Annotated in this window: 20 protein-coding genes; 13 read left to right on the forward strand and 7 right to left on the reverse strand. The window is 55.3% G+C overall.

Translation table 11 applies throughout. The annotated features are described in order from the left end of the window. Positions 1 to 70: 70 nt before the first annotated feature. Positions 71 to 565 carry a leucine-responsive transcriptional regulator Lrp gene (gene lrp, locus JGF26_RS03060; protein WP_000228469.1) on the reverse strand — a complete coding sequence of 165 codons (495 nt, stop codon included), beginning with the start codon at positions 563 to 565 and terminating at the stop codon, positions 71 to 73. A gap of 544 nt (positions 566 to 1,109) precedes the next feature. Here lrp and trxB point away from each other — a divergent pair. The 5 genes from trxB to infA all read left to right on the forward strand — a co-directional run bounded on the left by trxB (position 1,110) and on the right by infA (position 6,934). After that, a complete protein-coding gene (trxB, locus tag JGF26_RS03065) occupies positions 1,110 to 2,078 on the forward strand; it encodes a thioredoxin-disulfide reductase (RefSeq protein ID WP_049005462.1) in 969 nt (322 codons plus the stop codon). A 114-nt stretch (positions 2,079 to 2,192) separates the two neighbouring features. Continuing rightward, the gene (cydD, locus tag JGF26_RS03070) at positions 2,193 to 3,959 is read left to right on the forward strand and encodes a cysteine/glutathione ABC transporter permease/ATP-binding protein CydD (RefSeq protein ID WP_134707383.1); all 1,767 of its coding nucleotides are present in this window, start codon (positions 2,193 to 2,195) and stop codon (positions 3,957 to 3,959) included. After that, entirely contained in the window at positions 3,959 to 5,680 is a 1,722-nt protein-coding gene (gene cydC, locus JGF26_RS03075; RefSeq protein WP_134707382.1) for a cysteine/glutathione ABC transporter ATP-binding protein/permease CydC, read from the forward strand. Before cydD ends, cydC begins: the two co-directional genes overlap by 1 nt. A gap of 46 nt (positions 5,681 to 5,726) precedes the next feature. After that, the gene (gene aat, locus JGF26_RS03080) at positions 5,727 to 6,431 is read left to right on the forward strand and encodes a leucyl/phenylalanyl-tRNA--protein transferase (protein ID WP_134707381.1); all 705 of its coding nucleotides are present in this window, start codon (positions 5,727 to 5,729) and stop codon (positions 6,429 to 6,431) included. A gap of 284 nt (positions 6,432 to 6,715) precedes the next feature. Beyond that, positions 6,716 to 6,934 (forward strand): translation initiation factor IF-1, encoded by a 219-nt coding sequence (gene infA / locus JGF26_RS03085; RefSeq protein WP_002211347.1) that lies wholly within the window; start codon positions 6,716 to 6,718, stop codon positions 6,932 to 6,934. A gap of 207 nt (positions 6,935 to 7,141) precedes the next feature. On the opposite strand, the gene clpA is transcribed toward infA, so the two are convergent. Continuing rightward, entirely contained in the window at positions 7,142 to 9,424 is a 2,283-nt protein-coding gene (clpA, locus tag JGF26_RS03090; protein ID WP_049005459.1) for an ATP-dependent Clp protease ATP-binding subunit ClpA, read from the reverse strand. 27 nt (positions 9,425 to 9,451) lie between these two features. Next, positions 9,452 to 9,772: an ATP-dependent Clp protease adapter ClpS gene (gene clpS, locus JGF26_RS03095; protein ID WP_006174393.1), complete on the reverse strand. Its 321-nt coding sequence runs from the start codon at positions 9,770 to 9,772 to the stop codon at positions 9,452 to 9,454. A gap of 267 nt (positions 9,773 to 10,039) precedes the next feature. On the opposite strand from clpS, the gene cspD reads away from it, so the two are divergent. After that, the gene (gene cspD, locus JGF26_RS03100; protein WP_008499993.1) at positions 10,040 to 10,261 is read left to right on the forward strand and encodes a cold shock-like protein CspD; all 222 of its coding nucleotides are present in this window, start codon (positions 10,040 to 10,042) and stop codon (positions 10,259 to 10,261) included. A 70-nt stretch (positions 10,262 to 10,331) separates the two neighbouring features. Here the strand turns inward: cspD and macB are convergent, their stop codons facing one another. Both macB and macA read right to left on the reverse strand, forming a co-directional pair. Next, positions 10,332 to 12,272 carry a macrolide ABC transporter ATP-binding protein/permease MacB gene (gene macB / locus JGF26_RS03105; protein ID WP_134707380.1) on the reverse strand — a complete coding sequence of 647 codons (1,941 nt, stop codon included), beginning with the start codon at positions 12,270 to 12,272 and terminating at the stop codon, positions 10,332 to 10,334. Beyond that, positions 12,269 to 13,384 carry a macrolide transporter subunit MacA gene (gene macA / locus JGF26_RS03110; RefSeq protein WP_129325288.1) on the reverse strand — a complete coding sequence of 372 codons (1,116 nt, stop codon included), beginning with the start codon at positions 13,382 to 13,384 and terminating at the stop codon, positions 12,269 to 12,271. Before macA ends, macB begins: the two co-directional genes overlap by 4 nt. A gap of 159 nt (positions 13,385 to 13,543) precedes the next feature. On the opposite strand from macA, the gene JGF26_RS03115 reads away from it, so the two are divergent. Beyond that, positions 13,544 to 14,500: a VirK/YbjX family protein gene (locus JGF26_RS03115; RefSeq protein WP_134707379.1), complete on the forward strand. Its 957-nt coding sequence runs from the start codon at positions 13,544 to 13,546 to the stop codon at positions 14,498 to 14,500. Here the strand turns inward: JGF26_RS03115 and JGF26_RS03120 are convergent. Next, on the reverse strand, positions 14,497 to 16,155 hold the full coding sequence (locus JGF26_RS03120; RefSeq protein ID WP_134707378.1) for an ATP-dependent endonuclease: 1,659 nt from the start codon (positions 16,153 to 16,155) through the stop codon (positions 14,497 to 14,499). The two genes, JGF26_RS03115 and JGF26_RS03120, sit on opposite strands and share 4 nt — an antisense overlap. Before the next feature lie 292 nt (positions 16,156 to 16,447). On the opposite strand from JGF26_RS03120, the gene aqpZ reads away from it, so the two are divergent. The 4 genes from aqpZ (at position 16,448) to hcr (ending at position 21,001) form a co-directional block, all read left to right on the forward strand. Next, on the forward strand, positions 16,448 to 17,143 hold the full coding sequence (gene aqpZ, locus JGF26_RS03125) for an aquaporin Z (protein ID WP_025204573.1): 696 nt from the start codon (positions 16,448 to 16,450) through the stop codon (positions 17,141 to 17,143). A 182-nt stretch (positions 17,144 to 17,325) separates the two neighbouring features. Continuing rightward, positions 17,326 to 18,225, forward strand: coding sequence for a lysine exporter LysO family protein (locus JGF26_RS03130; protein WP_134707377.1), 900 nt, complete (start codon positions 17,326 to 17,328; stop codon positions 18,223 to 18,225). A 144-nt stretch (positions 18,226 to 18,369) separates the two neighbouring features. Next, the gene (gene hcp / locus JGF26_RS03135) at positions 18,370 to 20,022 is read left to right on the forward strand and encodes a hydroxylamine reductase (RefSeq protein ID WP_134707376.1); all 1,653 of its coding nucleotides are present in this window, start codon (positions 18,370 to 18,372) and stop codon (positions 20,020 to 20,022) included. Positions 20,023 to 20,032: 10 nt separating this feature from the next. After that, a complete protein-coding gene (hcr, locus tag JGF26_RS03140) occupies positions 20,033 to 21,001 on the forward strand; it encodes an NADH oxidoreductase (RefSeq protein WP_134707375.1) in 969 nt (322 codons plus the stop codon). A gap of 59 nt (positions 21,002 to 21,060) precedes the next feature. On the opposite strand, the gene JGF26_RS03145 is transcribed toward hcr, so the two are convergent. Beyond that, positions 21,061 to 21,495: a DoxX family protein gene (locus JGF26_RS03145; RefSeq protein WP_028019272.1), complete on the reverse strand. Its 435-nt coding sequence runs from the start codon at positions 21,493 to 21,495 to the stop codon at positions 21,061 to 21,063. Positions 21,496 to 21,646: 151 nt separating this feature from the next. Between JGF26_RS03145 and poxB the strand changes: the two genes are divergently transcribed. Both poxB and ltaE read left to right on the forward strand, forming a co-directional pair. After that, entirely contained in the window at positions 21,647 to 23,365 is a 1,719-nt protein-coding gene (gene poxB / locus JGF26_RS03150) for a ubiquinone-dependent pyruvate dehydrogenase (protein WP_134707374.1), read from the forward strand. A 37-nt stretch (positions 23,366 to 23,402) separates the two neighbouring features. Next, the gene (ltaE, locus tag JGF26_RS03155; RefSeq protein ID WP_049005450.1) at positions 23,403 to 24,404 is read left to right on the forward strand and encodes a low-specificity L-threonine aldolase; all 1,002 of its coding nucleotides are present in this window, start codon (positions 23,403 to 23,405) and stop codon (positions 24,402 to 24,404) included. Positions 24,405 to 24,407: the final 3 nt, after the last annotated feature.

Below are 24,407 nucleotides of genomic sequence, written 5' to 3' on the forward strand. Positions count from 1 at the left end.
CCCCGGCACTGTTGCTGTATGGATTAACAGGAGTGTAATCAAACTACGCTGATTTTGCACCTGTTCCGTGTTAGCGCGTCTTAATAACCAGACGATTGCTCTGTTTGACCTCTTCCATCACCACATAAGTACGGGTGTCGTTCACGCCCGGCAGACGCAGCAGGGTCTCACCCAGCAGCTTACGGTAGGCGGACATATCCGGCACACGGGTTTTCAACAGGTAGTCGAAATCACCGGACACCAGGTGACACTCTTGAATTTCTTCAAGTTTTTGTACAGCGGCGTTAAATTGCTCAAACACATCCGGCGCACCACGATTCAGAGTAATCTCAACAAATACCAGAAGTGAGGCATCCAGATAATGCGGGTTCAGCAGAGCAGTATAGCCCTGAATGAAACCCTGTCTTTCCAGTCGGCGCACACGCTCAAGGCATGGCGTCGGGGAAAGTCCCACACGTTTTGAAAGCTCGACGTTGGAAATACGCCCATCCTTTTGCAATTCATTAAGAATGTTACGATCGATACGGTCGAGATCTTTGCCAGGGCGCTTCTTGCTATCTACCATTATTATTGTCTCTCTGTATTCCTTCCCTACTCCTGCCTGGACCCTGTGCACATCACTGTTCAGAGCCTGTACCCGTTAGTCATCACATCGCCTGGTTTTGTATTAGACGCGATGCGGATTCGGGTTCTGTTGGTAAGAAGACCGTTGCCCGAAAGCAGTCACCGACATCACGTATGGCGTCTGTCCACGCCATGCGTAGATTTCACTGACCCGGTAAAAATGGCATTTACGTGCATGCCTATGCGGCACACGGTTAACGCGGTTTTTTTTCTTCCTTGAATGTTTTCGCAAAAGCGCAGGGGATTGTCAAAGCAAAACATCGTTTTTTAGTACAACATGCCGGATATTCATTACGGCAGGGTATGAATCCTCATTTTATTGCCTTACAAACGACCGTTTTTCAAGGGAAAGCGCGATGTTATCGCGCGCCATTCATCGTCAGCGGCTATTACACAGATTGATATCAAAATTGCTGCGCTCTTTTTTTACGGCAACAAATTCCCTACAATCCAGCCAAATGTCTGCCAACAACAATGGGGATCTCATGGGCACGGCTAAACACAGTAAGCTGCTAATCCTTGGTTCTGGACCTGCGGGATATACCGCGGCGGTCTATGCTGCACGCGCTAACCTGCAACCGGTGTTAATTACCGGCATGGAAAAAGGCGGTCAGCTGACCACCACCACCGAAGTGGAAAACTGGCCAGGCGACCCGCACGACCTGACCGGGCCGCTGCTGATGGAGCGTATGCACGAGCATGCCGCTAAATTCGAAACCGAAATTCTGTTCGACCACATCAATAAGGTCGATCTGCAGAACCGTCCGTTCCGCCTGACGGGTGACAGCGGCGAATACACCTGTGACGCGCTGATCATCGCCACCGGTGCCTCTGCCCGTTACCTCGGTCTGCCATCCGAAGAAGCGTTCAAAGGCCGCGGCGTTTCTGCATGCGCTACCTGCGACGGTTTCTTCTACCGCAATCAGAAAGTCGCGGTCATTGGCGGCGGTAACACCGCAGTGGAAGAAGCGCTCTACCTGGCGAACATTGCCTCTGAGGTGCATCTGATCCACCGTCGCGACACCTTCCGCGCAGAAAAAATCCTGATCAAACGTCTGATGGATAAAGTGGCAAGCGGCAACATCGTGCTGCATACCAACCGCACCCTGGAAGAGGTGACGGGCGATCAGATGGGCGTTGCGGGTCTGCGTATTCGTGATACCCAGAACACCGATAATGTTGAAACGCTGGAAGTGGCGGGTCTGTTTGTGGCTATCGGCCACAGCCCGAACACCGCGATCTTTGACGGTCAACTGGAGCTGGAAAACGGCTACATCAAAGTGCAGTCTGGTATTCACGGCAACGCGACCCAGACCAGCATCCCGGGCGTGTTCGCCGCTGGTGACGTGATGGACCATATTTATCGTCAGGCGATTACCTCAGCGGGCACCGGCTGTATGGCCGCGCTGGACGCTGAACGCTACCTTGATGGACTGGCTGAACAAGGTAAATAATCTTTACAAGTCAGTAACAAACGTAAATAAAGGCGGCGATAAGTCGCCTTTATTGTCTCACCGTTGTAACATTGCGCTGCCCAATTTCTAATAACGTCACCTGCAAAGTACGCAATGGAAAAAACCCGTCAACAAGAGTTAACACGCTGGCTGAAACAGCAAAGCGTTCTTTCCCGCCGCTGGCTTACGATCTCCCGTATTCTTGGGTTCGTCAGTGGTCTGTTGATTGTTGCCCAGGCATGGCTGCTGGCCCGCATTCTTAATCATATGATCATGGAGAACATTCCACGCGAAGCGCTCCTGCTGCCCTTTATTGTTCTGATCCTGATTTTTATCCTGCGAGCCTGGGTGGTATGGCTACGTGAGCGTGTCGGGTTTCACGCCGGACAGCATATCCGCTACGAGATCCGCCGTCAGGTGCTCGATCGCCTTCAGGAAGCCGGGCCCGCGTGGATCCAGGGTAAACCGGCCGGTAGCTGGGCGACGCTGATTCTTGAGCAGATTGACGATATGCACGACTACTATGCGCGCTACCTGCCGCAAATGGCTCTTGCCGTCTTTGTTCCGCTGCTTATTGTGCTCGCCATCTTCCCGGTGAACTGGATGGCCGCGCTGATTCTGATGGGCACCGCCCCGCTGATCCCGCTGTTTATGGCGCTGGTCGGCATGGGGGCTGCGGACGCTAACCGTCGTAACTTCCTGGCATTGGGTCGCTTAAGCGGCCATTTCCTCGACCGTCTGCGCGGCATGGAAACATTGCGCATTTTTGGTCGCGGTGAAGCGGAAACCGAAAACATTCGCCAGGCATCGCAGGACTTCCGTCAGCGCACCATGGAAGTGTTACGCCTCGCCTTCTTGTCTTCTGGCGTACTGGAATTCTTTACCTCGCTGTCGATTGCCCTCGTGGCGGTCTACTTCGGCTTCTCCTACCTCGGCGCGCTGGATTTTGGCCATTACGGCACGGCAGTGACCCTTTCTGCCGGGTTCCTGGCGCTGATCCTGGCCCCGGAGTTTTTCCAGCCGCTTCGCGATCTGGGGACCTTCTATCACGCTAAAGCACAGGCGGTTGGCGCGGCCGACAGCCTGAAAACATTCCTGGAAACGCCGCTGGCACACCCGGAACGGGGTGACATTACGCTGAATGCTAAAGATCCCGTGACCATTGAAGCGCAGGACTTTTCCATTTTGTCACCCGAAGGCAAAGTGCTCGCAGGTCCGCTGAACTTTACCTTACCTGCCGGACAACGCGTAGTGATCGTCGGCACCAGCGGTTCCGGGAAAAGTTCGCTGCTGAATGCGCTATCCGGTTTTATGGCCTACACAGGTTCACTGCGGATCAACAAAACGGAACTGCGCAACCTCGATCCTGACGCCTGGCGTAAACAGCTGAGTTGGGTAGGCCAAAATCCGCAGCTTCCAGCCTCTACGCTGCGTGAAAACGTGCTGCTGGCGCGCCCGGATGCCCGAGAAGACGAGCTGCAATCGGTTCTCGACCGCGCCTGGGTCAGCGAATTTCTGCCGCAACTTCCGCAAGGAGTTGATACCGTGGTCGGCGACCAGTCTGCCGGACTGTCCGTCGGACAGGCGCAGCGTGTGGCGGTTGCCCGTGCGCTGCTTAACCCGTGCCAGCTGATGCTGCTTGATGAGCCCGCAGCCAGCCTGGATGCACACAGCGAGCAGCGCGTAATGGATGCCCTGAATGACGCCTCTCTGCAGCAAACCACCCTGATGGTCACCCATCAGCTGGAAGGTATTGCCGACTGGGACCAGATCTGGGTCATGGAGAACGGTCGTATTGTTGAGCAAGGCGATTACGCCTCTCTCGTTACCGCGCAGGGACCGTTTGCCGCCCTGCTGGCGAATCGTCAGGAGGACATCTGATGCGTGCTCTGCTGCCTTATCTTGCGCTCTATAAACGCCACAAATGGATGCTGACACTGGGGATTGTGCTGGCGATTGTGACGCTGCTCGCCAGTATCGGCCTGCTCACCCTTTCCGGCTGGTTCCTGTCGGCCTCTGCCGTTGCGGGCGTTGCCGGGTTGTACAGCTTCAACTATATGCTTCCAGCGGCCGGTGTTCGCGGTACCGCCATCACCCGTACTGCCGGACGCTATTTCGAGCGGCTGGTCAGCCACGACGCCACTTTCCGCGTGCTGCAGCACCTGCGTATCTACACCTTCAGCAAACTACTGCCCCTCTCCCCTGCCGGGCTGGCGCGTTTTCGTCAGGGTGAGTTACTTAACCGTGTCGTAGCGGATGTCGACACGCTGGATCACCTGTACCTGCGCGTGATATCCCCGATCGTGGGCGCGTTTGTGGTGATTGTAGTGGTCACGCTGGGACTGTCCGTTCTGGATGTTCCCGTTGCGCTGACGCTGGGTGGGATCATGTTGCTCACGCTCATTATTTTGCCACCGCTGTTTTACCGCGCCGGGAAATCCACCGGGGAAAACCTGACGCGCCTGCGCGGGGACTACCGCCAGCAACTGACCTCCTGGCTTCAGGGGCAGGCCGAGTTGACCATTTTTGGTGCCAGCAAGCGCTACCGCGCGCAGATGGAAAGTACGGAGCTGAACTGGCATGAAGCCCAGCGCCGCCAGTCGGAACTGACGGCCTTCTCTCAGGCGCTGATGATGTTAATCGGCGGCGTGGCAGTAATCGCTATGCTATGGCTGGCATCCGGTGGTATCGGCGGTAATACGCAGCCAGGTCCTCTGATTGCCCTCTTCGTGTTCTGTGCTCTGGCCGCATTTGAAGCGCTGGCACCGGTGACAGGCGCTTTCCAGCATTTGGGACAGGTAATCGCCTCCGCCCTGCGCATCACCCAGATCGCCGAGCAAGAACCTGAAGTCACATTCAGTGCCGCACAGACCGCGGTGCCAGAGAACGTTGCGCTCACGCTTGATAATGTCACTTTCGCTTACGACAAGCAGGCGCAGAACGCACTGGAAGGTGTGAATCTCGAGGTAAACGCTGGCCAGCGCATTGCCATACTCGGCCGTACCGGCTGTGGCAAATCGACGCTGTTACAGTTGCTGACCCGCGCCTGGGACCCGCAACACGGTCAGATTCTTTTCAATGATACGTTGCTGACAGATTTCAGCGAACAGTCTCTGCGCAAAACTGTCAGTGTGGTTCCGCAGCGCGTGCATCTGTTTAGCGCCACACTGCGCGATAACCTGCTGCTGGCAGCACCAGAGGCCTCTGATGATGAACTGAGCGCCATGCTGGAACAGGTTGGACTGCATAAGTTGCTTGAAGATGCAGGGCTAAACAGCTGGCTGGGTGAAGGTGGCCGTCAGCTCTCCGGCGGTGAGCTGCGCCGTCTGGCGATTGCGCGCGCGCTGCTGCACGATGCGCCGCTGATGTTGCTGGACGAACCGACGGAAGGTCTGGACGCCACAACCGAGAGCCAAATCCTTGATTTGCTGGCCAATGTCATGACCGGTAAAACCGTGCTGATGGTCACACACCGCCTGCGCGGACTGGCGAGTTTTGATCAGATAATTGTGATGGACAACGGACACATTATTGAGCAAGGTAGTCACGCAGAACTGTTGGCGAAACAGGGTCGCTACTACCAGTTTAAACAGCGTCTGTAGACTATATTTGTACCGATCCTCACTCGCGTATTGGAGTTCTGCTGTCATGCGCCTGGTCCAGCTTTCTCGTCATAATATTGCGTTCCCTTCTCCGGAGGGGGCGCTACGTGAACCCAATGGGTTGCTGGCTCTTGGTGGCGATCTCAGTCCTGCACGACTGTTAATGGCCTACCAGCGAGGTATTTTTCCCTGGTTTTCCCCCGGTGATCCGATTTTATGGTGGTCTCCCGATCCGCGTGCCGTACTGTGGCCTGCGCAGTTTCACCTGAGCCGCAGCATGAAGCGTTTCCACGCTAAATCACCGTATCGGGTGACCCTGAATCACGCCTTTGGTCAGGTGATTGAAGGCTGTGCTGAAGACCGCTATGAAGGGACATGGATAACGCGCGATATCATTACCGCTTACCACCAGCTCCATGAACTGGGTTACGCCCATTCCATCGAGGTATGGGAAGGTAGTGAGCTCGTCGGCGGCATGTATGGCGTCGCGCAAGGGACGCTTTTTTGCGGCGAATCCATGTTCTCCCGCGCGGTGAATGCCTCGAAAACGGCGCTGCTGATCTTCTGCCAGGCGTTTTCCCAACGCGGCGGACGCCTGATCGATTGTCAGGTACTCAACGAGCATACGGCCTCCCTGGGTGCTGTTGAAATTCCGCGACGCCAGTACATCGAACAACTGGATGCCAGCCGTCAGGAGAAGCTCCCGCGCGACTTCTGGATACCGAGAACGCTCTTTCTGCCCAATGCCTAAATGTTTTCCGCATATTTTTTGTGAGGGTGTTATAATTATGCCGCAGAGTAGCTTCTGCCTGTTGCCCCGCCGCCGTTTGGGACCCTCGCTTCAGATAACGTCCTGACGTTTATCCTGTCGTCTCCCCTTTACGAATGCGCTTCCTGTTCGGTTGTACCGTGACGCTTGGGCAATGCGCCGAAACTGTTTTGCTGCGTTTTAATCGCGCAATTCTTTACTTAATTGATGAATTTCGGCATTATCTTGCCGGTTCAAAACTTGGTAGTGATACCCCAGAGGATTAGATGGCCAAAGAAGACAATATTGAAATGCAGGGTACCGTACTTGATACGTTGCCTAATACCATGTTTCGCGTAGAGCTGGAAAACGGTCACGTGGTAACTGCGCACATCTCCGGTAAAATGCGCAAAAACTACATCCGCATTTTGACGGGCGACAAAGTGACTGTTGAACTGACCCCGTACGACCTGAGCAAAGGCCGCATTGTCTTCCGTAGTCGCTAATTGTTTTCGCCTGTAATGGCAGATGAATATTTAAAAGGTCGGGTTAATCCCGGCCTTTTTTATTTGTGGCATTAATGTGGCTGTGCAGGAAGATGTATTTCAGTGCGGCACGATGCCCTCACCCTGACCCTCTCCCACAGGGAGAGGGAGAAAAGCGGGCACAAAAAAAGCCGGGTTAAAAAACCCGGCTTTTAGATTTAAAACAACTCAGTGAGCCGCTTCAGGCTTGTGTTTCTGCGCACTCTGGAAATCATACGTCAGCTCATTCTTCGCCTGATCCAGCGCCACCGTCACCTGGCCGCCATCCACCAGCGAGCCAAACAGCAGTTCGTTCGCCAGCGGTTTCTTCAGGTTGTCCTGAATCACACGCGCCATTGGACGGGCACCCATCGCACGGTCATAGCCTTTCTCAGCCAGCCAGTTGCGGGCCTCCTGGCTCACTTCCAGCGACACGCCTTTCTGATCCAGCTGAACCTGCAGTTCGACGATGAACTTATCCACTACCTGATGGATCACCTCGGTAGACAAGTGATCGAACCAGATAATGTTGTCCAGACGGTTACGGAATTCCGGCGTAAAGATCTTCTTGATCTCTTCCATAGCATCGGTGCTGTTATCCTGGTGGATGAGGCCGATGGATTTACGCTCGGTTTCACGCACACCGGCGTTGGTGGTCATCACCAGCACCACGTTGCGGAAGTCCGCCTTGCGCCCGTTGTTGTCGGTCAGCGTCCCATTGTCCATCACCTGCAGCAGGATGTTGAACACGTCCGGGTGCGCTTTCTCGATTTCATCGAGCAGCAGTACCGCGTGCGGATGCTTGATCACCGCGTCGGTCAGCAGACCGCCCTGGTCAAAGCCCACATAGCCCGGAGGCGCACCAATCAAACGGCTGACGGTGTGACGCTCCATATACTCGGACATATCAAAACGCAGCAGCTCAATGCCCAGGGCTTTGGAGAGCTGTACTGTCACCTCGGTTTTCCCGACACCGGTTGGACCGGCGAACAGGAAGGAACCGACTGGCTTGTGGTCATGTCCCAGCCCAGCGCGTGCCATCTTGATCGCTTCGGTTAAGGCCTCAATGGCTTTATCCTGACCAAAGACCAGCATTTTCAGGCGATTGCCGAGGGTGCGCAGCGTGTCGCGGTCGCTCTGAGAAACGCTCTTCTCAGGGATACGCGCGATACGAGCCACCACGGACTCAATATCCGCCACGTTAACGGTTTTCTTACGCTTGCTGGCCGGCATCAGGCGCGCACGCGCCCCGGCCTCATCAATCACGTCAATCGCCTTATCCGGCAGATGACGGTCGTTGATGTATTTCACCGCCAGCTCCACCGCCGCACGTACCGCTTTCGCGGTGTAACGCACGTCGTGGTGCGCTTCGTACTTCGGCTTCAGGCCATTGATGATCTGCACCGTCTCCTCGACGGACGGTTCGGTCACGTCGATTTTCTGGAAGCGGCGCGCCAGCGCACGGTCTTTCTCAAAGATGTTGCTGAACTCCTGGTAGGTGGTGGAGCCAATCACGCGGATCTTGCCGCTGGAGAGCAGCGGTTTGATCAGGTTCGCGGCATCCACCTGGCCACCGGAGGCCGCACCTGCACCGATGATGGTATGGATTTCATCAATAAACAAAATGCTGTTGGTGTCCTGCTCCAGCTGTTTTAACAGCGCCTTGAAGCGTTTTTCAAAATCACCGCGGTATTTGGTGCCAGCCAGCAGCGAGCCGATATCCAGCGAGTAGATGGTGCAGTCGGCAATCACTTCCGGCACGTCGCCCTGCACGATACGCCAGGCCAGGCCTTCGGCAATCGCGGTTTTACCCACGCCAGATTCCCCCACCAGCAGCGGGTTGTTCTTGCGACGACGGCACAGCACCTGGATCGCGCGCTCCAGCTCTTTATCGCGGCCAATCAGCGGGTCGATACCGCCAACGCGAGCAAGCTGGTTAAGGTTGGTGGTGAAGTTTTCCATACGATCCTCCCCGCCTGCTTGCTCTTCATTATTGTTATTGACCTGATTGCTGGAATCCGATGCCTGGTTAGGCTCGTCTTTGCGCGTTCCGTGAGAAATAAAGTTAACCACATCGAGGCGGCTGACTTCGTGTTTGCGCAGCAGGTAGGCAGCCTGTGACTCCTGCTCGCTGAAGATGGCGACTAAGACGTTTGCGCCAGTCACTTCGCTACGTCCGGAAGACTGGACGTGGAAAACCGCACGCTGCAATACACGCTGGAAGCTGAGCGTCGGCTGCGTGTCGCGCTCTTCTTCACTGGCTGGCAGCACCGGTGTGGTTTGTTCGATGAAGGCTTCGAGTTCCTGACGTAGCGCCACCAGATCCACGGAGCAGGCTTCCAGCGCTTCGCGGGCAGATGGGTTGCTAAGCAGTGCGAGCAGTAAATGCTCGACGGTCATAAACTCATGTCGGTGCTCACGCGCTCTGGCGAAAGCCATGTTTAAACTGAGTTCCAGTTCTTGATTGAGCATAGGCACCTCCCCCAATTTTATGCCTTATCAGGCCTTTTCCAGCGTACACAGCAACGGATGCTCGTTCTCCCTCGCGTAGTCGTTCACCATCGCCACTTTGGTTTCCGCGACTTCAGCAGTAAAGATGCCGCAGATCGCTTTACCACGATAATGAACGGTAAGCATCAGTTGCGTTGCACGTTCTACATCATAAGAAAAGAACTTTTGTAGCACGTCAATAACAAATTCCATCGGCGTGTAATCATCGTTCATTAACATAACTTTATACATAGATGGCGGTTTTAGCGCGTCGCGCACTTTGTCTTCCGCCAGCTGGTCAAAATCCAGCCAATCGTTGGTCTTACCCATTATGCATAACCACTTTGAATCTACCTCAGATGTTAGATAACAATCATCTATTACTGTCATCCGCGATGTCTGTCACAAACTGTTGCAATAGCGTTAACTGCTTCAAACTTTGGTTGATTATTGTCCCATCTCCAGCCCCAAACGCTTGACGACTTCTTTCGTTTCTCTAAATTGTACAAGCGTGAGATGGCGAGGTTTTGAACAGCCCCCACTCCACCACCGGTTCATTCCATCTTAATTTATAAGATTTACGAAGGATGTCGAAGCATGGAAATGGGTACTGTTAAGTGGTTCAACAACGCCAAAGGGTTTGGATTCATCTGCCCCGAAGGCGGCGGCGAGGATATATTCGCTCACTATTCCACCATTCAGATGGATGGTTACAGAACGCTCAAAGCCGGGCAGTCCGTCCGGTTCGATGTACACCAGGGACCAAAAGGCAATCATGCAAGCCTTATCGTACCCATTGAAGCAGAGACGGTTGCATAGCTCTCTGTTTTATTGTGTACATCCCGCAGTCAAAATGCCAGCCCGATCGGCTGGCATTTTTATTTTCAGCCTATTCGCGGGCCAGCGCATCAACCGGATCCAGCCGCGCCGCGTTGCGGGCCGGCAACCAGCCAAACAAAATGCCGGTAAATGTCGAACACAAAAATGCGGTAAGAATAGCCAGAGGTGAGAAACCAATTTCCCAGCCGGGTAAAAAGAGCTGGAGCGCAAACGCGATCATCATCGAGAGCGCAATGCCCATTGCACCGCCGACCAGACACACCAGCACCGCTTCAATCAAAAACTGCTGGAGCACATCGCTGGCCCGGGCCCCGACCGCCATACGGATGCCAATCTCCCGCGTGCGTTCGGTCACCGACACCAGCATGATATTCATCACCCCAATGCCACCCACCACCAGCGAGATCACTGCCACCAGCGTCAGGAACAGCTGAAGAGTACGTGTGGTCTTTTCAGCCGTTTTCAAGAGGCCGTCCATATTCCAGGTGAAGAAATCTTTCTTTCCGTGACGTAACGTGAGCAGTTGTTCCAGCTGCTGCTCGGCCCGGGCACTGTCGTAGCCTTCCTTCACGCGCACGGTGATGGAGTTGAGCCAGGATTGCCCCATGATCCGCCCTGAGATGGTGGTATAGGGCAGCCAGACGCGCAGGATCTTACTGCTGCCAAACATCGACTGCTTCTCTTCCGCCACGCCAATGACGGTGGCAGGCATATTCCCTACCAGGATCACCTCACCCACCACGTTGGTTTTATTGGGGAAGAGTTGCCTGCGTGAGTTCGCGTCCAGCACCACCACCTGTGCCCTACCCGCCAGCTGCTCGGCGTTGAAGGTAGCGCCTTCACTGAAGGTCATGCCGTAGACGTTGAAATAGTCTCCACTCACGCCATTCGCGCTGGCGGCCACGTCAACGTTGCCCACGCGCAGACGCAGGTTCTGCGAAACCGCAGGCGTGGCGGAGTTCACCCACGGCTGCTTCTGAATAGCCTCCAGATCGTTATATTTCAGCGCCTGCTGATACTGTGGCTCGTCGTCGCCAAAGTCTTTGCCGGGATAGACGTCAATAGTATTGGTGCCGATGGCGCGAATATCGGCCAGCACCAGCTGCTTGGCGGCATCGCCCACCACCACAATCGACACCACCGAGGCGATACCAATGATAATGCCGAGCATCGTCAGCAAGGTGCGCATTTTGTTGGCCGCCATAGCCAGCCAGGCCATGGTCAGCGCTTCGCGAAAGCCGCTGGAAAATTGCCCCCAACCGGTTGACGCAGGCAAGGCTTCTTTCGGTGCTGTCGCTCTGGTCTGTCGCGGTGGCGGGTTGCTGACCAGCTCGCCGTCGTGGATCTCAACGATCCGCTCCGCCTGCGCCGCGACCTGTGGGTCATGCGTCACGATAATCACCGTGTGCCCCTGATCGCGCAGCTGATGGAGGATCGCCATGACCTCTTCACCTGAATGGCTGTCGAGCGCGCCGGTCGGCTCATCCGCGAGGATCACCTGTCCACCGTTCATCAGCGCACGGGCAATACTGACTCGCTGCTGCTGACCGCCGGAAAGCTGAGACGGTTGATATTCCACCCGTTCTGCCAGCCCCAAACGCGTTAATAATGCTTGCGCCCGCTCCAGACGCTTTTTACGCTCCACGCCCGCATAGACCGCGGGCACTTCCACGTTCTGTGCCGCACTTAAATGAGAAAGCAGGTGATAACGCTGGAAGATAAAACCAAAGTGTTCGCGCCGCAGTTTTGCCAGCGCGTCACCATCAAGCGTGGAGACATCCGTTCCCGCCACGCGATAGGTGCCGCTGGTGGGTTTATCCAGGCAACCGAGAATATTCATCAGCGTCGATTTACCGGAACCAGACGCCCCGACAATCGCCACCATCTCGCCAGCCTCGACGCGCAACGAGATCCCCTTCAGCACCTCCACCGGGCCGTCGCCCGACGGGTAGCTGCGACGAATGTCGTTCAGCTCAAGCAGCGCCGTCATTTAGGCGCTCCTGGCAGGCTTTCGCTGGTGACAACCTCCTCACCCTCTTCCAGCCCTTTCGTCACCACCACGTCAGTATCGTTACGCGCGCCGATCACCACTTCTCGATCGCGAGTTTCGCCATTGCGCAGTACCTTCACCTTATAACGGCCCTCGCCAGTGGATTCACCCAGCGCGGAGAGTGGAATGGTCAGCACGTTTTTCACGCCGGTGAGCTGAATATGCACCTGTGCGGTCATGTCCAGACGCAGAACGCCCTGCGGGTTGGGCACCTCAAAACGGGCATAGTAGAAAATGGCGTCGTTGACCTTTTCCGGCGTCGGCAGAATATCTTTTAGCACGCCTTCATAACGCGTCTGCGGATCGCCAAGCACCGTAAACCAGGCATTCTGCCCCGGTTTAAGATGGATCACATCCGCCTCTGAGACCTGGGCTTTCACCAGCATGGTGCTCATGTCTGCCAGGGTCAGAATGTTTGGCGCCTGCTGTGCCGCAATGACCGTCTGGCCCTGAAGCGTCGTGATCTGGGTGACTTCCCCAGCCATCGGGGCAACAATTTGCGTGTAATCGAGGTTGGTTTTCGCCGTATCCAGCGAGGCCTGATTGCGCTTGATTTGTGCATCAATCGTGCCAATCTGCGCCTGCTTGACCGCCAGTTCTGTGGTGGCAGTATCTAAATCTTGTTTCGAAATAGCCTGAGTTTTGGCAAGCGCCTGCTGGCGGGTGAGCGTCACCTGGGCGAGGTTACGCTCTGCCAGTGCCTGTGCACGCTGCGCCCGCAGTTCCATCAGCGTCGCTTCCACCTCACGGATCTGGTTCTCAGCCTGTTCAGGGTCGATTACCCCAAGCAACTGACCTTTTTTCACCTTGTCGCCAATCTCTACCGACAACGTTTTCAACTGGCCGCTGACCTGAGCACCGACATCAACCTTGCGCAGGGCGTCAAGTTTGCCCGTTGCGAGGACGTTTTGCTGCAGTTCACCCGGACGAACAATCAGTGTCTGATACTGCGGCACCGGCGCATTAAGCACCTGCCAGAGCCAGTATCCGCCGACCAAAACCACGACCGCCAGCAGCAGAAACAGCGTTCTGCGTTTTCCCTTGAGGTTCATAAATATTCCAAATAAATGTTCTGGCAATTATCAGTGTTGATTTTATCTAAACGACTCCTCAACGAAACCCCTGTTTCCCGAAATCGTCACAATTTGTTTACGAGATGTTGAACGTTCGCCTGCTGAAATGAAGCTCTTCAACAAGAAGCAGGATCTATCATGTCTTCCATCGTCGATACACCTTTTTCAAACCTGCCGCAGCCTAAATCAGGCTGGCAGCTTTTCAAAAATCTGGCTTTCGGTCAGCTCACACCTGGGCTTGCGTGGAAGAATCCCTCCTATCGACGTAAATTCATGTTACGTTCGCTGGCGTCACCTGTTAGCACCGCGCGCCTTTTAACGAGTCTGGCAAAACAACCGCGTCTGATGCAGATGTTGCAGGTACAACCTGGGCTACCATGCCGGCTGCATCGTCCCTGGTTAACGGTGAATATGGATAGTCAGCACGCGCTGGAATCCCTCAACTGGCACTATCAGACGATGAGCCGCCAGCTTCCTGCGACGCTGCTGAATGGTTATCTTTCTAAACAGGGCTTCACGCTGCTGACCTTAACCGGCAAAGATGAACAGCAATTTACCGTTCGTCTGTGCGCAGATGCATTCCTGGATAAAGAGGGGGAAGCCACCCTCGCTTTCTGTGACAGCCAGAACACGGTGCTGGCAGAAATGACCTTTACGTTGTGCCAGTTTGAAGGAAAATCTACGCTGTTTATCGGCGGTTTGCAGGGCGCAAAAGCACACGTTCCGCACGAGCTTATCCAGGGGGCAACGAAAGCCTGTCATGGCCTGTTCCCGAAACGTCTGCTCGTTGAAGCAGCAATGACCCTCGGCACCGCTTTCCCGGTAGAACAGATTCTTGCCGTCAGTAACGCCACCCATATTTATCGCAGCTGGCGTTATCGCAAGAAAAAAGAGGGGAAACTGCTGGCCGATTACGACAGTTTCTGGGTTTCCATCGGCGGTGAAAAACAGGATAACGGTAACTTTAGGCTGCCGCTTGTTATGCCACGTAAACCGATGGAAGAGATCGCGAGTAAAAAACGTTCCGAATATCGCCGCCGCTACGAACTGCTGGATAGCCTGATTCAGCAAGTGAGCCAGGCAACCCAATCTTAATCCGCTTTCCCGCGTGCCAGCCACAGCACGCGGGAGAACATCTTGCGCAGCAGCGTCGGTACTGATTCCACGCCCCGTTTCCCCGCCTCCGTCGCCACTTCAATGGCTAAATCCGGTTTTGACGAACGATGAATGGCTTTGGCAATCACGCGCCGCATGTTCATCGGGACATCTACAGGTACCATCGCAATTCTGTGGAATACGTCGTCAAAACCCTGACGATACATAAAATGCTCCATGTCCATCGCAGGGAGCATGGTTAAATGGTCGCGCTCTTCTTCTCGCTCATTATTCAGCAGGCTACGCACGGTTGAGGCGTATTTTTTACCCGCTTCGTCACCGTCTACCAGGACATGCCACTCGATCCCCATCCGGCGGGCAAATTTTATCAACGGTTTTAATCCCGACTGGGCAAACTCAATCACCTTAATGCCTTCGGCATCAAAATGGTGGCCGCACTGGCGCGCCAGTTCGTTGATGACCCAGGTTTCCGTTTCCCCCTCCACCAGCAGCCAACAGCGGGCAAAAAGCGACGATGCTCGATTAAAGCGAATATGAAACGCAATACGGCGCCCGTCTTCCGCGTTCAGACCGCCAGGCCCGAGCCGGAAAGCAGAAACACGCGAAGATTCACGCACCAGACGGCAGACGTGTTCAACCGGCGTCAGCGATAATAACTCGCCGGAATTGGTGGTGGTAATGCGCTGGAGCGGCAGCAGATTCAGCAGATGCCATGCCACGGAGAGCATAATGGGATGCAGACGGGTCTCAGGATCTTCCACCAGCAGCAGCGGGCGGGCGTCCCGGTCGAGACGAACGGTTCCTTTGGCCTGCAGAAGTGTTGAAAACAGCCCCAGCAAAATTACCCGATGGGAACGGCCTCCAGGCCGGTCGATCATCCGGTTAATAATATCGAGGTAACGCCAGCTTCGCTGCTCATCATGAGAGCGTCGGCGCATCAGACGATGGCGCGACTCCGACGTGCCCTGTTCGGAAAAATAGTGTTCGAGAAGTTGCACCATCGCGGACAATCCCTGACGGATTTGCCCATCGGTCAGATTTTGCGGACGCGAAACCAGCTCTCTGGCCAGGAAATCCAGCTCCCGGGCCGTAACTTCCACTTCCGGCATATGCGGTACGGTACCGTTACGGATACGCCGCATAAAGCGCGCATCACGCAAGCGTAGTACCGGCGTCAGGCGGGTCAGGTGGCGCGCCAGATCGTCGATATTCTCCAGGGGGATCGGGTTGGCTTTCTCATCAAGAAAATCGCGCAGGGTCAGTACCCCTTCGTTTTCCGACATCTCGCCTTCAAGCCGATAGAAAATACGATGGAAATCGTCATCGCACGGCACCCAGCAAGGTGATAACGGACGGAAACGACGCACGCGATGACGTCCTGGCTCAGATTCCCGGAACGTCAAAATGATATGCAGATGCTTCTCGCGGCCCGTGATGTCACCCGGTGGGAACCAGAAATCATCGTGGACGAAGTGATACAAATCATCTTCGGGCGAAAGCAACAACGTTAGCGCATCCAGCAGGCTGGACTTACCCCAGGCGTTCTCGCCGATCAGGACGTTGTTCTGTTCAAGCTGCAGCGACAGGCGGTTAATCCCGCGAAACCCGACAATTTCCACACGTTCGAGAAGCATAAATCCCCCGCGAAATGACCACTTTTTCCTTTAAGTTATCAGCAGTATAGCGGGCGTCGTTCTGTCACGACAGCATAACATTCGTCCTTGCGAGAATTGGTCTATGCTCTATTTACCGCTTATTTGAACAAGGATTGACATCACATTGCCTTAAATCAAATTAATCGAATTTATTTAAGTGGCGAAGGGGTGTTGTTGGTTTTTAGAATAACGGCTCTTTGAGTCGTCATCCCTTTATGGCGATATATCCCGTACGCGGGAAAGCGTGCGGAAATTTATTATTGAGGTGGTTATGTTTAGAAAATTGGCAGCAGAATGCTTTGGTACATTCTGGCTGGTATTTGGTGGCTGCGGTAGCGCCGTTCTGGCTGCGGCATTCCCGGAATTAGGCATTGGTTTTGTCGGCGTCGCACTGGCGTTTGGTTTAACCGTATTAACCATGGCCTTTGCCGTAGGGCATATTTCGGGTGGCCATTTTAACCCGGCGGTGACATTGGGTTTATGGGCGGGCGGCCGTTTCCCTGCGAAAGAAGTCATTGGCTACATCGTCGCTCAGGTAGTGGGCGGTATTATTGCGGCAGCTGTGCTTTACGTGATTGCCAGCGGTAAAGCCGGCTTCGACGCGGCAGCCAGCGGGTTTGCCTCTAACGGCTTCGGTGAACACTCACCCGGCGGCTACTCCATGCTGTCTGCCATCGTGATTGAAATTGTGCTGACCGCAGGCTTCCTGCTGGTGATCCACGGCGCAACCGACAAACACGCACCAGCAGGCTTTGCCCCTATTGCCATTGGTCTCGCGCTGACGCTTATCCACCTGATTTCTATTCCGGTCACTAACACCTCCGTCAACCCGGCACGCAGTACCGCCGTCGCCATTTTCCAGGGCGGTTGGGCGCTTGAGCAGCTGTGGCTATTCTGGGTGATGCCAATCATCGGCGGTATTCTGGGCGGTGTGCTGTATCGCACCCTGCTGGAAAAACGCGATTAATGATTTTCTCCCTCTCCCGTGGGAGAGGGTTGGGGTGAGGGCATCAGGCCGCATAACCCCACATACACTCAAGCCGGGTAAGGCGCAGTCGCCACCCGGCTTTCTTTTTGCCGCTTTACTGAACAGCCTTTATTGGGTAGTGTCACTGGCGCTTAACAGATACTCAAAAGGACCAGCTGTTCATGTTTTCAGGACTCCTCATCATTCTGCTGCCCCTGATTGCGGGCTACCTTATCCCGCTGCATCAGGAATCCGCACTACGTCTTATCAACCGTTTTCTCAGCTGGATTGTATACGTCATTCTTTTCTTTATGGGGATCAGCCTGGCCTTCCTGGATAATCTGGCGACCAATCTGCTTTCTATCCTGCATTATTCAGTGGTCACCGTGGTGGTTATTTTACTGTGTAATATTGCCGCACTATTCTGGCTTGAACGTACCGTTCCCTGGAAAAACCATCATCATCAGGAAAAGCTGCCTTCCCGAATTGCGATGGCGCTGGAATCATTAAAACTGTGCGGCGTCGTGGTGCTCGGGTTTCTTCTTGGGCTGACCGGCTGGGCATTTTTACAACACGCTACGGAAGCTAGCGAATATACCCTTATTTTCCTGCTGTTCCTGATCGGTATCCAGCTGCGAAATAATGGCATGACGCTTAAGCAAATTGTTCTGAACCGTCGGGGAATGATGGTCGCGGTCATTGTTGTCGCCAGCTCCATGGTGGCGGGCGTGATTAACGCTTTTATTCTCGACCTACCGCTGAAAACAGGCCTCGCGATGGCCTCAGGTTTCGGTTGGTATTCCCTCTCCGGGATTCTGCTGACCGAATCGTTCGGCCCGGTGATTGGTAGCGCCGCCTTCTTTAACGACCTGGCACGGGAGTTAATTGCCATTATGCTGATCCCGGGTCTGGTGCGCCGAAGTCGCTCTACGGCGCTGGGTCTGTGCGGCGCGACTTCAATGGACTTTACCCTGCCGGTATTACAACGCTCTGGCGGACTGGAGATGGTGCCCGCCGCCATCGTGCACGGCTTTATTTTAAGCCTGCTGGTTCCGGTTCTGATGGCAGTCTTCTCGGCCTGATACTTCTTTGGCGGTAGGGTTCCTGCCGCCAAAATTGCGCTAAATCAATCTCCCTTTATTTTGTAGCAAAAAGCCCTTTTCACCGTTCTGGCACAGGCATAACCTTAAACATGTATATTAAATATAACTTTAACAGGTGTGATTATGTTTTGTGTGCAATGTGAACAAACCATCCGTACCCCGGCAGGCAATGGCTGCTCTTACGCACAGGGTATGTGCGGCAAAACCGCAGAAACATCTGACCTGCAGGACCTGCTGATTGCGGCCCTGCAAGGCCTTTCCGCATGGGCGTGCAAAGCGCGTGAATATGGCATCATCGACCACTACGTCGACAGCTTCGCACCGCGCGCCTTCTTCTCCACGCTAACCAACGTTAACTTCGACTCTCCGCGCATTGTCGGCTACGCCCGCGAAGCCATTGCCCTTCGTGAAGCGCTGAAAGCGCAGTGTCTGAAGGCGGACGCTAACGCTCGTGTTGAAAACCCCATGTCAGAACTTCAGCTGGTGAGCGACGATCTGGGCGAGTTGCAGCGTCAGGCGGCAGAGTTCACCCCAAACAAAGACAAGGCGGCCATTGGCGAGAATATCCTTGGCTTGCGTCTGCTGTGCCTGTACGGTCTGAAAGGCGCCGCGGCCTATATGGAGCACGCGCATGTGCTCGGTCAATACGACAACGACATCTACGCCCAGTACCACAACATCATGGCGTGGCTCGGCACCTGGCCTGCAGATATGAACGCGCTGCTTGAGTGCTCAATGGAAATCGGCCAGATGAACTTCAAAGTGATGAGCATTCTGGACGCCGGTGAAACCAGCACCTACGGCCACCCAACGCCCACCCAGGTCAATGTCAAAGCAACCGAAGGCAAATGCATCCTGATTTCCGGTCATGACCTGAAAGATCTCTACAACCTCCTGAAGCAAACCGAAGGTACGGGGGTTAACGTCTATACCCACGGTGAAATGCTGCCGGCTCACGGGTATCCAGAGCTGCGTAAATTCAAACATCTGATCGGTAACTACGGCAGCGGCTGGCAGAACCAGCAGGTTGAGTTTGCCCGTTTCCCGGGCCCAATCGTGATGACCTCTAACTGCATCATCGACCCAACCGTGGGCGCGTATGACGACCGCATCTGGACCCGCAGCATCGTCGGCTGGCCGGGTGTAAGCCACCTTGAGGGCGATGACTTCGGTCCGGTCATCAAGCAAGCGCAGCAGATGGCGGGCTTCCCGTACAGTGAAATTCCGCACCTGATTACCGTCGGTTTTGGCCGTGAAACACTGCTCGGGGCTGCAGATACGCTGATCGATCTCGTCAGCCGTGAAAAACTGCGCCATATCTTCCTCGTCGGCGGCTGTGACGGCGCACGTGGCGAGCGTAACTACTTCACCGATTTCGCCACCCGCGTACCGGAAGATTGTCTGATCCTGACGCTGGCCTGCGGTAAATACCGCTTCAACAAACTGGACTTCGGTAACATCGAAGGTCTGCCGCGCCTGGTGGATGCCGGACAGTGTAATGATGCCTACTCTGCGATCATCCTGGCGGTTACTCTGGCGGAGAAACTAGGCTGCAGCGTGAACGATCTGCCGCTGTCGCTGGTGCTGTCATGGTTTGAGCAGAAAGCGATTGTCATCCTGCTGACCCTGCTCTCTCTGGGCGTAACCAACATCGTGACCGGCCCCACTGCGCCGGGCTTCCTGACGCCGGACCTGCTGGCCGTGCTGAACGAGAAATTCGGCCTGCGTTCCGTGACCAACGTTGAAGACGATATGAAGCAGCTGCTGAGCGCGTAAGGAGTTATTCATGACCATGCCAACCTCACAATGTCCGTGGCGGATGCAGGTTCATCACATCCATCAGGAGACGCCGGATGTATGGACACTGTCACTGCTGTGCCATGACTACTATCCGTACCGTGCAGGGCAGTATGCGCTGGTCAGCGTTCGCAATTCGGCGGACACCCTGCGCGCCTATACCCTATCCTCAACGCCGGGCGTGAGCGAATACATTACGCTCACCGTCCGCCGCATTGACGACGGCGCGGGCTCCCAGTGGCTGACGCGTGACGTCAAGCGCGGGGATTACATCTGGCTGTCTGACGCGCAGGGGGATTTCACCTGTGACGACAAAACAGACGATAAATTCCTGCTGCTGGCAGCGGGTTGTGGCGTAACACCGATTATGTCGATGCGTCGCTGGCTGGCGAAGAACCGCCCGCAGGCCGACGTGCAGGCGATCTTCAGCGTCCGTTCCCCGGACGATGTGATTTTTGCCGAGGAGTGGCGTGATTATCCGGTGACGCTGGTGGCGGAACATAACGCAACCCATGGTTTTATGCCCGGTCGTCTGAGCCGCGAGCTGCTGCAAAGCGTGCCTGATATCGCAAATCGTACCGTGATGACCTGCGGCCCGGCGCCGTACATGGCTATCGTGGAAGAAGAAGTGAAAGCGCTCGGCGTGACCCGCTTCTTCAACGAGCAGTTCTTTACCCCCGTGGCAGTAGCGGCTACCAGCGGGATTAAATTCAGCAAACTGCAGCCTGCACAGACTTTCTTTGGCCGTGTGGGCACTACGCTGCTGGAGGCGCTGGAAAGCAATAAGATCCCCGTAGTGGCAGCCTGTCGTGCAGGCGTGTGCGGCTGCTGTAAAACGAAAGTGGTCTCCGGGGAGTACAGCGTCACCAGTACTATGACGCTGTCCGACGCGGAAATTGCAGAAGGTTATGTGTTGGCCTGCTCGTGTCATCCGCAGGGTGATTTGGTTCTGGCATAAACGGTAAACGTTCGATCACAGGCCCGGTAAGCGCTAGCGCCACCGGGCTTTTGTTATCCTCACCGCCACGCAGGACCTTTCCCTACCGCAAACCGCCCTGCCCCTAGACACGCCACCGCCAGCGAGCCGATAAAGAAGTACACCAGGCTTTCAATTGCCCATGCGCCTACCTTATCGAGCGCGAGCGTTTCCCCCATTCCCACCATCAGCCACGCCACAATCATCGTAAATGCCAGCACCAGCGCGGCCGGGCGCGTAAAGAGCCCAATGATAATCAGGATCGGTGCCACGACTTCGCCAATCAAAACGCCATAGGCGATAAACCCCGGCAACCCTTTTTCCACCAGCATGCCGCTGATGAATCCCACACCACCAAACAACTTATGCAAGCCGTGAAACAGCATTAGCCCACCCACGGCAAGTCGTAACAAGAGTTTGCCAAGATCGTCGCACGATAGCTTTTCATTAACAGCAATTAACAATGATTTAACCATTTGAAATGATTCCTGTTTTCACTGAGGTATCACCAGATTATGCCGAATAATTGCGCGTGAACAGCACCTTTTAATTGGGGGGATGCGGCGGGCAATACGGAGACTTTCTTCTAAGCTTGTAAGCGATATCACAAAAAGGAGACGGACAACCATGAAACAAACCGTGGCTGCATACATAGCGAAAACCCTGGAACAAGCAGGCGTAAAACGCATCTGGGGTGTCACCGGCGATTCACTTAACGGACTGAGCGACAGTCTCAACAAGATGAAAACCATTGAATGGATGCCGACCCGTCATGAGGAGGTCGCCGCCTTTGCCGCCGGTGCCGAAGCCCAGCTCACGGGGGAACTGGCCGTCTGCGCCGGATCGTGTGGGCCGGGAAACCTGCATTTAATCAACGGTCTGTTTGATTGCCACCGTAACCACGTGCCGGTGCTGGCGATTGCCGCTCATATTCCGTCGACAGAAATCGGCAGCGGCTATTTTCAGGAGACGCATCCGCAGGAGCTGTTCCGTGAATGTAGCCACTATTGCGAGCTCGTTTCGACACCCGAGCAGATCCCTCAGGTCCTGGCGATTGCCATGCGCAAAGCTGTGCTGAATCGGGGTGTTTCCGTGGTCGTGTTACCTGGCGACGTCGCGCTCAAGGCCGCACCAGAAACCGCTAGCAGCCACTGGTATCATGCGCCACAGCCAGTGGTGACGCCAGCCGAAGAAGAGCTGAAAAAACTGGCGCAACTGCTGCGCTATTCCAGCAATATTGCCCTGATGTGCGGCAGCGGCTGTGCAGGCGCACATAAAGAATTACTTGAGTTCGCCGGTAAGCTCAAAGCGCCGATCGTCCACGCCCTGCGCGGCAAAGAGCATGTTGAGTACGATAACCCCTATGATGTGGGTATGACCGGCTTAATCGGCTTTTCCAGCGGCTTCCATACGATGATGAATTCCGACACACTCATTTTGCTCGGCACGCAATTCCCTTATCGTCCGTTCTACCCGACGGACGCTAAAATCATTCAGATTGATATCAACCCCGCCAGTATCGGCGCGCACAGCAAGGTCGATATGGCGCTGGTGGGCGATATTAAATCCACCCTTGCCGCCCTGCTGCCTCTTCTCGAAGAAAAAACCGATCGCAAATTTCTCGATAAAGCGCTAAGCGACTATCGCGATGCGCGCAAGGGGCTGGACGAACTCGCCAAACCGAGCGACAAAGCCATCCATCCGCAGTATCTGGCGCAGCAGATCAGCCATTTTGCTGACGACGACGCCATCTTTACCTGCGACGTGGGTACCCCAACCGTCTGGGCAGCGCGCTATCTGAAAATGAACGGGAAACGTCGCCTGCTCGGCTCGTTCAACCACGGATCGATGGCCAACGCCATGCCGCAGGCGCTAGGGGCGAAAGCCACCGCTCCGGAACGCCAGGTCGTGGCGATGTGCGGCGATGGCGGGTTCAGCATGCTGATGGGCGATTTCCTGTCGGTGGTGCAGATGAAGCTCCCGCTTAAAATCGTGGTTTTCAACAATAGCGTGCTGGGCTTCGTGGCGATGGAGATGAAGGCCGGCGGCTACCTCACGGACGGCACCGAGCTGCACGACACTAACTTCGCGCGTATCGCCGAGGCCTGCGGCATCACCGGTATTCGCGTGGAAAAAGCGTCAGAGGTGGATGAAGCCCTGCAACGCGCCTTTTCCATTGACGGCCCGGTACTGGTGGACGTGGTGGTCGCCAAAGAAGAGCTGGCGATCCCGCCGCAAATCAAACTGGAACAGGCCAAAGGCTTTAGCCTCTACATGCTGCGCGCCATCATCAGCGGCCGCGGCGATGAGGTGATCGAACTGGCAAAAACGAACTGGCTCAGGTAAAACATCTGGCATCGCCTTTTAAATATAAGGACATGCCATGATTGATTTACGCAGTGATACCGTAACCCGTCCGAGCCGCGCCATGCTCGAAGAGATGATGGCCGCTCCGGTCGGGGATGACGTCTATGGTGACGATCCGACGGTTAACGAGCTGCAGCGCTATGCCGCAGAGCTCAGCGGGAAAGAGGCCGCTCTGTTCCTGCCCACCGGTACGCAGGCCAACCTGGTGGCGCTGCTCAGCCACTGCGAGCGCGGCGAAGAGTACATCGTGGGCCAGGGCGCGCATAACTATCTGTATGAAGCAGGCGGTGCAGCGGTGCTCGGCAGCATTCAGCCACAGCCGATTGACGCCGCGCCGGACGGCTCCCTGCCGCTCGATAAGGTCGCTGCGAAAATCAAAGCTGACGATATTCATTTTGCGCGCACAAAACTGCTCAGTCTGGAAAACACCCATAACGGTAAAGTTTTGCCGCGCGAGTATCTGAAGGCGGCGTGGGAATTTACCCGTGAGCGTAAACTGGGGCTGCACGTGGATGGCGCACGCATCTTTAACGCCGTGGTGGCGTACGGTTGCGAGCTAAAAGAGATCGCGCAATATTGCGATTCGTTCACCATTTGCCTCTCTAAAGGGTTGGGCACGCCTGTAGGCTCCCTGCTGGTGGGCAATGCGGACTACATCAAGCGTGCCAACCGCTGGCGTAAAATGACCGGCGGCGGCATGCGTCAGGCGGGTATTCTGGCGGCGGCCGGGCTGTATGCCCTGAAAAACAACGTGGCACGTCTGAAAGACGATCATGACAATGCCGCATGGATGGCGGCGCAGCTGCGCGAAATAGGTGCCGATGTTATGCGCCACGACACCAACATGCTGTTCGTTCGCGTGGGTGACGAACACGCTGCCGTGCTGGGTGAATTTATGAAAGCCCGTGGCGTGCTGATCAACGCCTCACCTGTCGTGCGTCTGGTCATGCATCTCGACGTGAGCCGCGAACAGCTGTCAGAGGTGGTGAAACACTGGCAGGCGTTTTTACAGCGATAAGGA

Source organism: Enterobacter sp. E1 (genome assembly GCF_016809815.1).
Classification (GTDB): domain Bacteria; phylum Pseudomonadota; class Gammaproteobacteria; order Enterobacterales; family Enterobacteriaceae; genus Enterobacter; species Enterobacter adelaidei.

Coding starts and splice junctions, on each gene's coding strand:
- macA (WP_129325288.1), bottom strand. CDS start 13,384: ATGAACCTCAAGGGAAAACGCAGAACGCTGTTTCTGCTGCTGGCGGTC.
- aqpZ (WP_025204573.1), top strand. CDS start 16,448: ATGTTTAGAAAATTGGCAGCAGAATGCTTTGGTACATTCTGGCTGGTA.
- clpA (WP_049005459.1), bottom strand. CDS start 9,424: ATGCTCAATCAAGAACTGGAACTCAGTTTAAACATGGCTTTCGCCAGA.
- trxB (WP_049005462.1), top strand. CDS start 1,110: ATGGGCACGGCTAAACACAGTAAGCTGCTAATCCTTGGTTCTGGACCT.
- JGF26_RS03120 (WP_134707378.1), bottom strand. CDS start 16,155: ATGCTTCTCGAACGTGTGGAAATTGTCGGGTTTCGCGGGATTAACCGC.
- cspD (WP_008499993.1), top strand. CDS start 10,040: ATGGAAATGGGTACTGTTAAGTGGTTCAACAACGCCAAAGGGTTTGGA.
- poxB (WP_134707374.1), top strand. CDS start 21,647: ATGAAACAAACCGTGGCTGCATACATAGCGAAAACCCTGGAACAAGCA.
- JGF26_RS03115 (WP_134707379.1), top strand. CDS start 13,544: ATGTCTTCCATCGTCGATACACCTTTTTCAAACCTGCCGCAGCCTAAA.
- hcp (WP_134707376.1), top strand. CDS start 18,370: ATGTTTTGTGTGCAATGTGAACAAACCATCCGTACCCCGGCAGGCAAT.
- cydC (WP_134707382.1), top strand. CDS start 3,959: ATGCGTGCTCTGCTGCCTTATCTTGCGCTCTATAAACGCCACAAATGG.
- ltaE (WP_049005450.1), top strand. CDS start 23,403: ATGATTGATTTACGCAGTGATACCGTAACCCGTCCGAGCCGCGCCATG.
- hcr (WP_134707375.1), top strand. CDS start 20,033: ATGACCATGCCAACCTCACAATGTCCGTGGCGGATGCAGGTTCATCAC.
- cydD (WP_134707383.1), top strand. CDS start 2,193: ATGGAAAAAACCCGTCAACAAGAGTTAACACGCTGGCTGAAACAGCAA.
- lrp (WP_000228469.1), bottom strand. CDS start 565: ATGGTAGATAGCAAGAAGCGCCCTGGCAAAGATCTCGACCGTATCGAT.
- macB (WP_134707380.1), bottom strand. CDS start 12,272: ATGACGGCGCTGCTTGAGCTGAACGACATTCGTCGCAGCTACCCGTCG.
- JGF26_RS03145 (WP_028019272.1), bottom strand. CDS start 21,495: ATGGTTAAATCATTGTTAATTGCTGTTAATGAAAAGCTATCGTGCGAC.
- clpS (WP_006174393.1), bottom strand. CDS start 9,772: ATGGGTAAGACCAACGATTGGCTGGATTTTGACCAGCTGGCGGAAGAC.
- infA (WP_002211347.1), top strand. CDS start 6,716: ATGGCCAAAGAAGACAATATTGAAATGCAGGGTACCGTACTTGATACG.
- aat (WP_134707381.1), top strand. CDS start 5,727: ATGCGCCTGGTCCAGCTTTCTCGTCATAATATTGCGTTCCCTTCTCCG.
- JGF26_RS03130 (WP_134707377.1), top strand. CDS start 17,326: ATGTTTTCAGGACTCCTCATCATTCTGCTGCCCCTGATTGCGGGCTAC.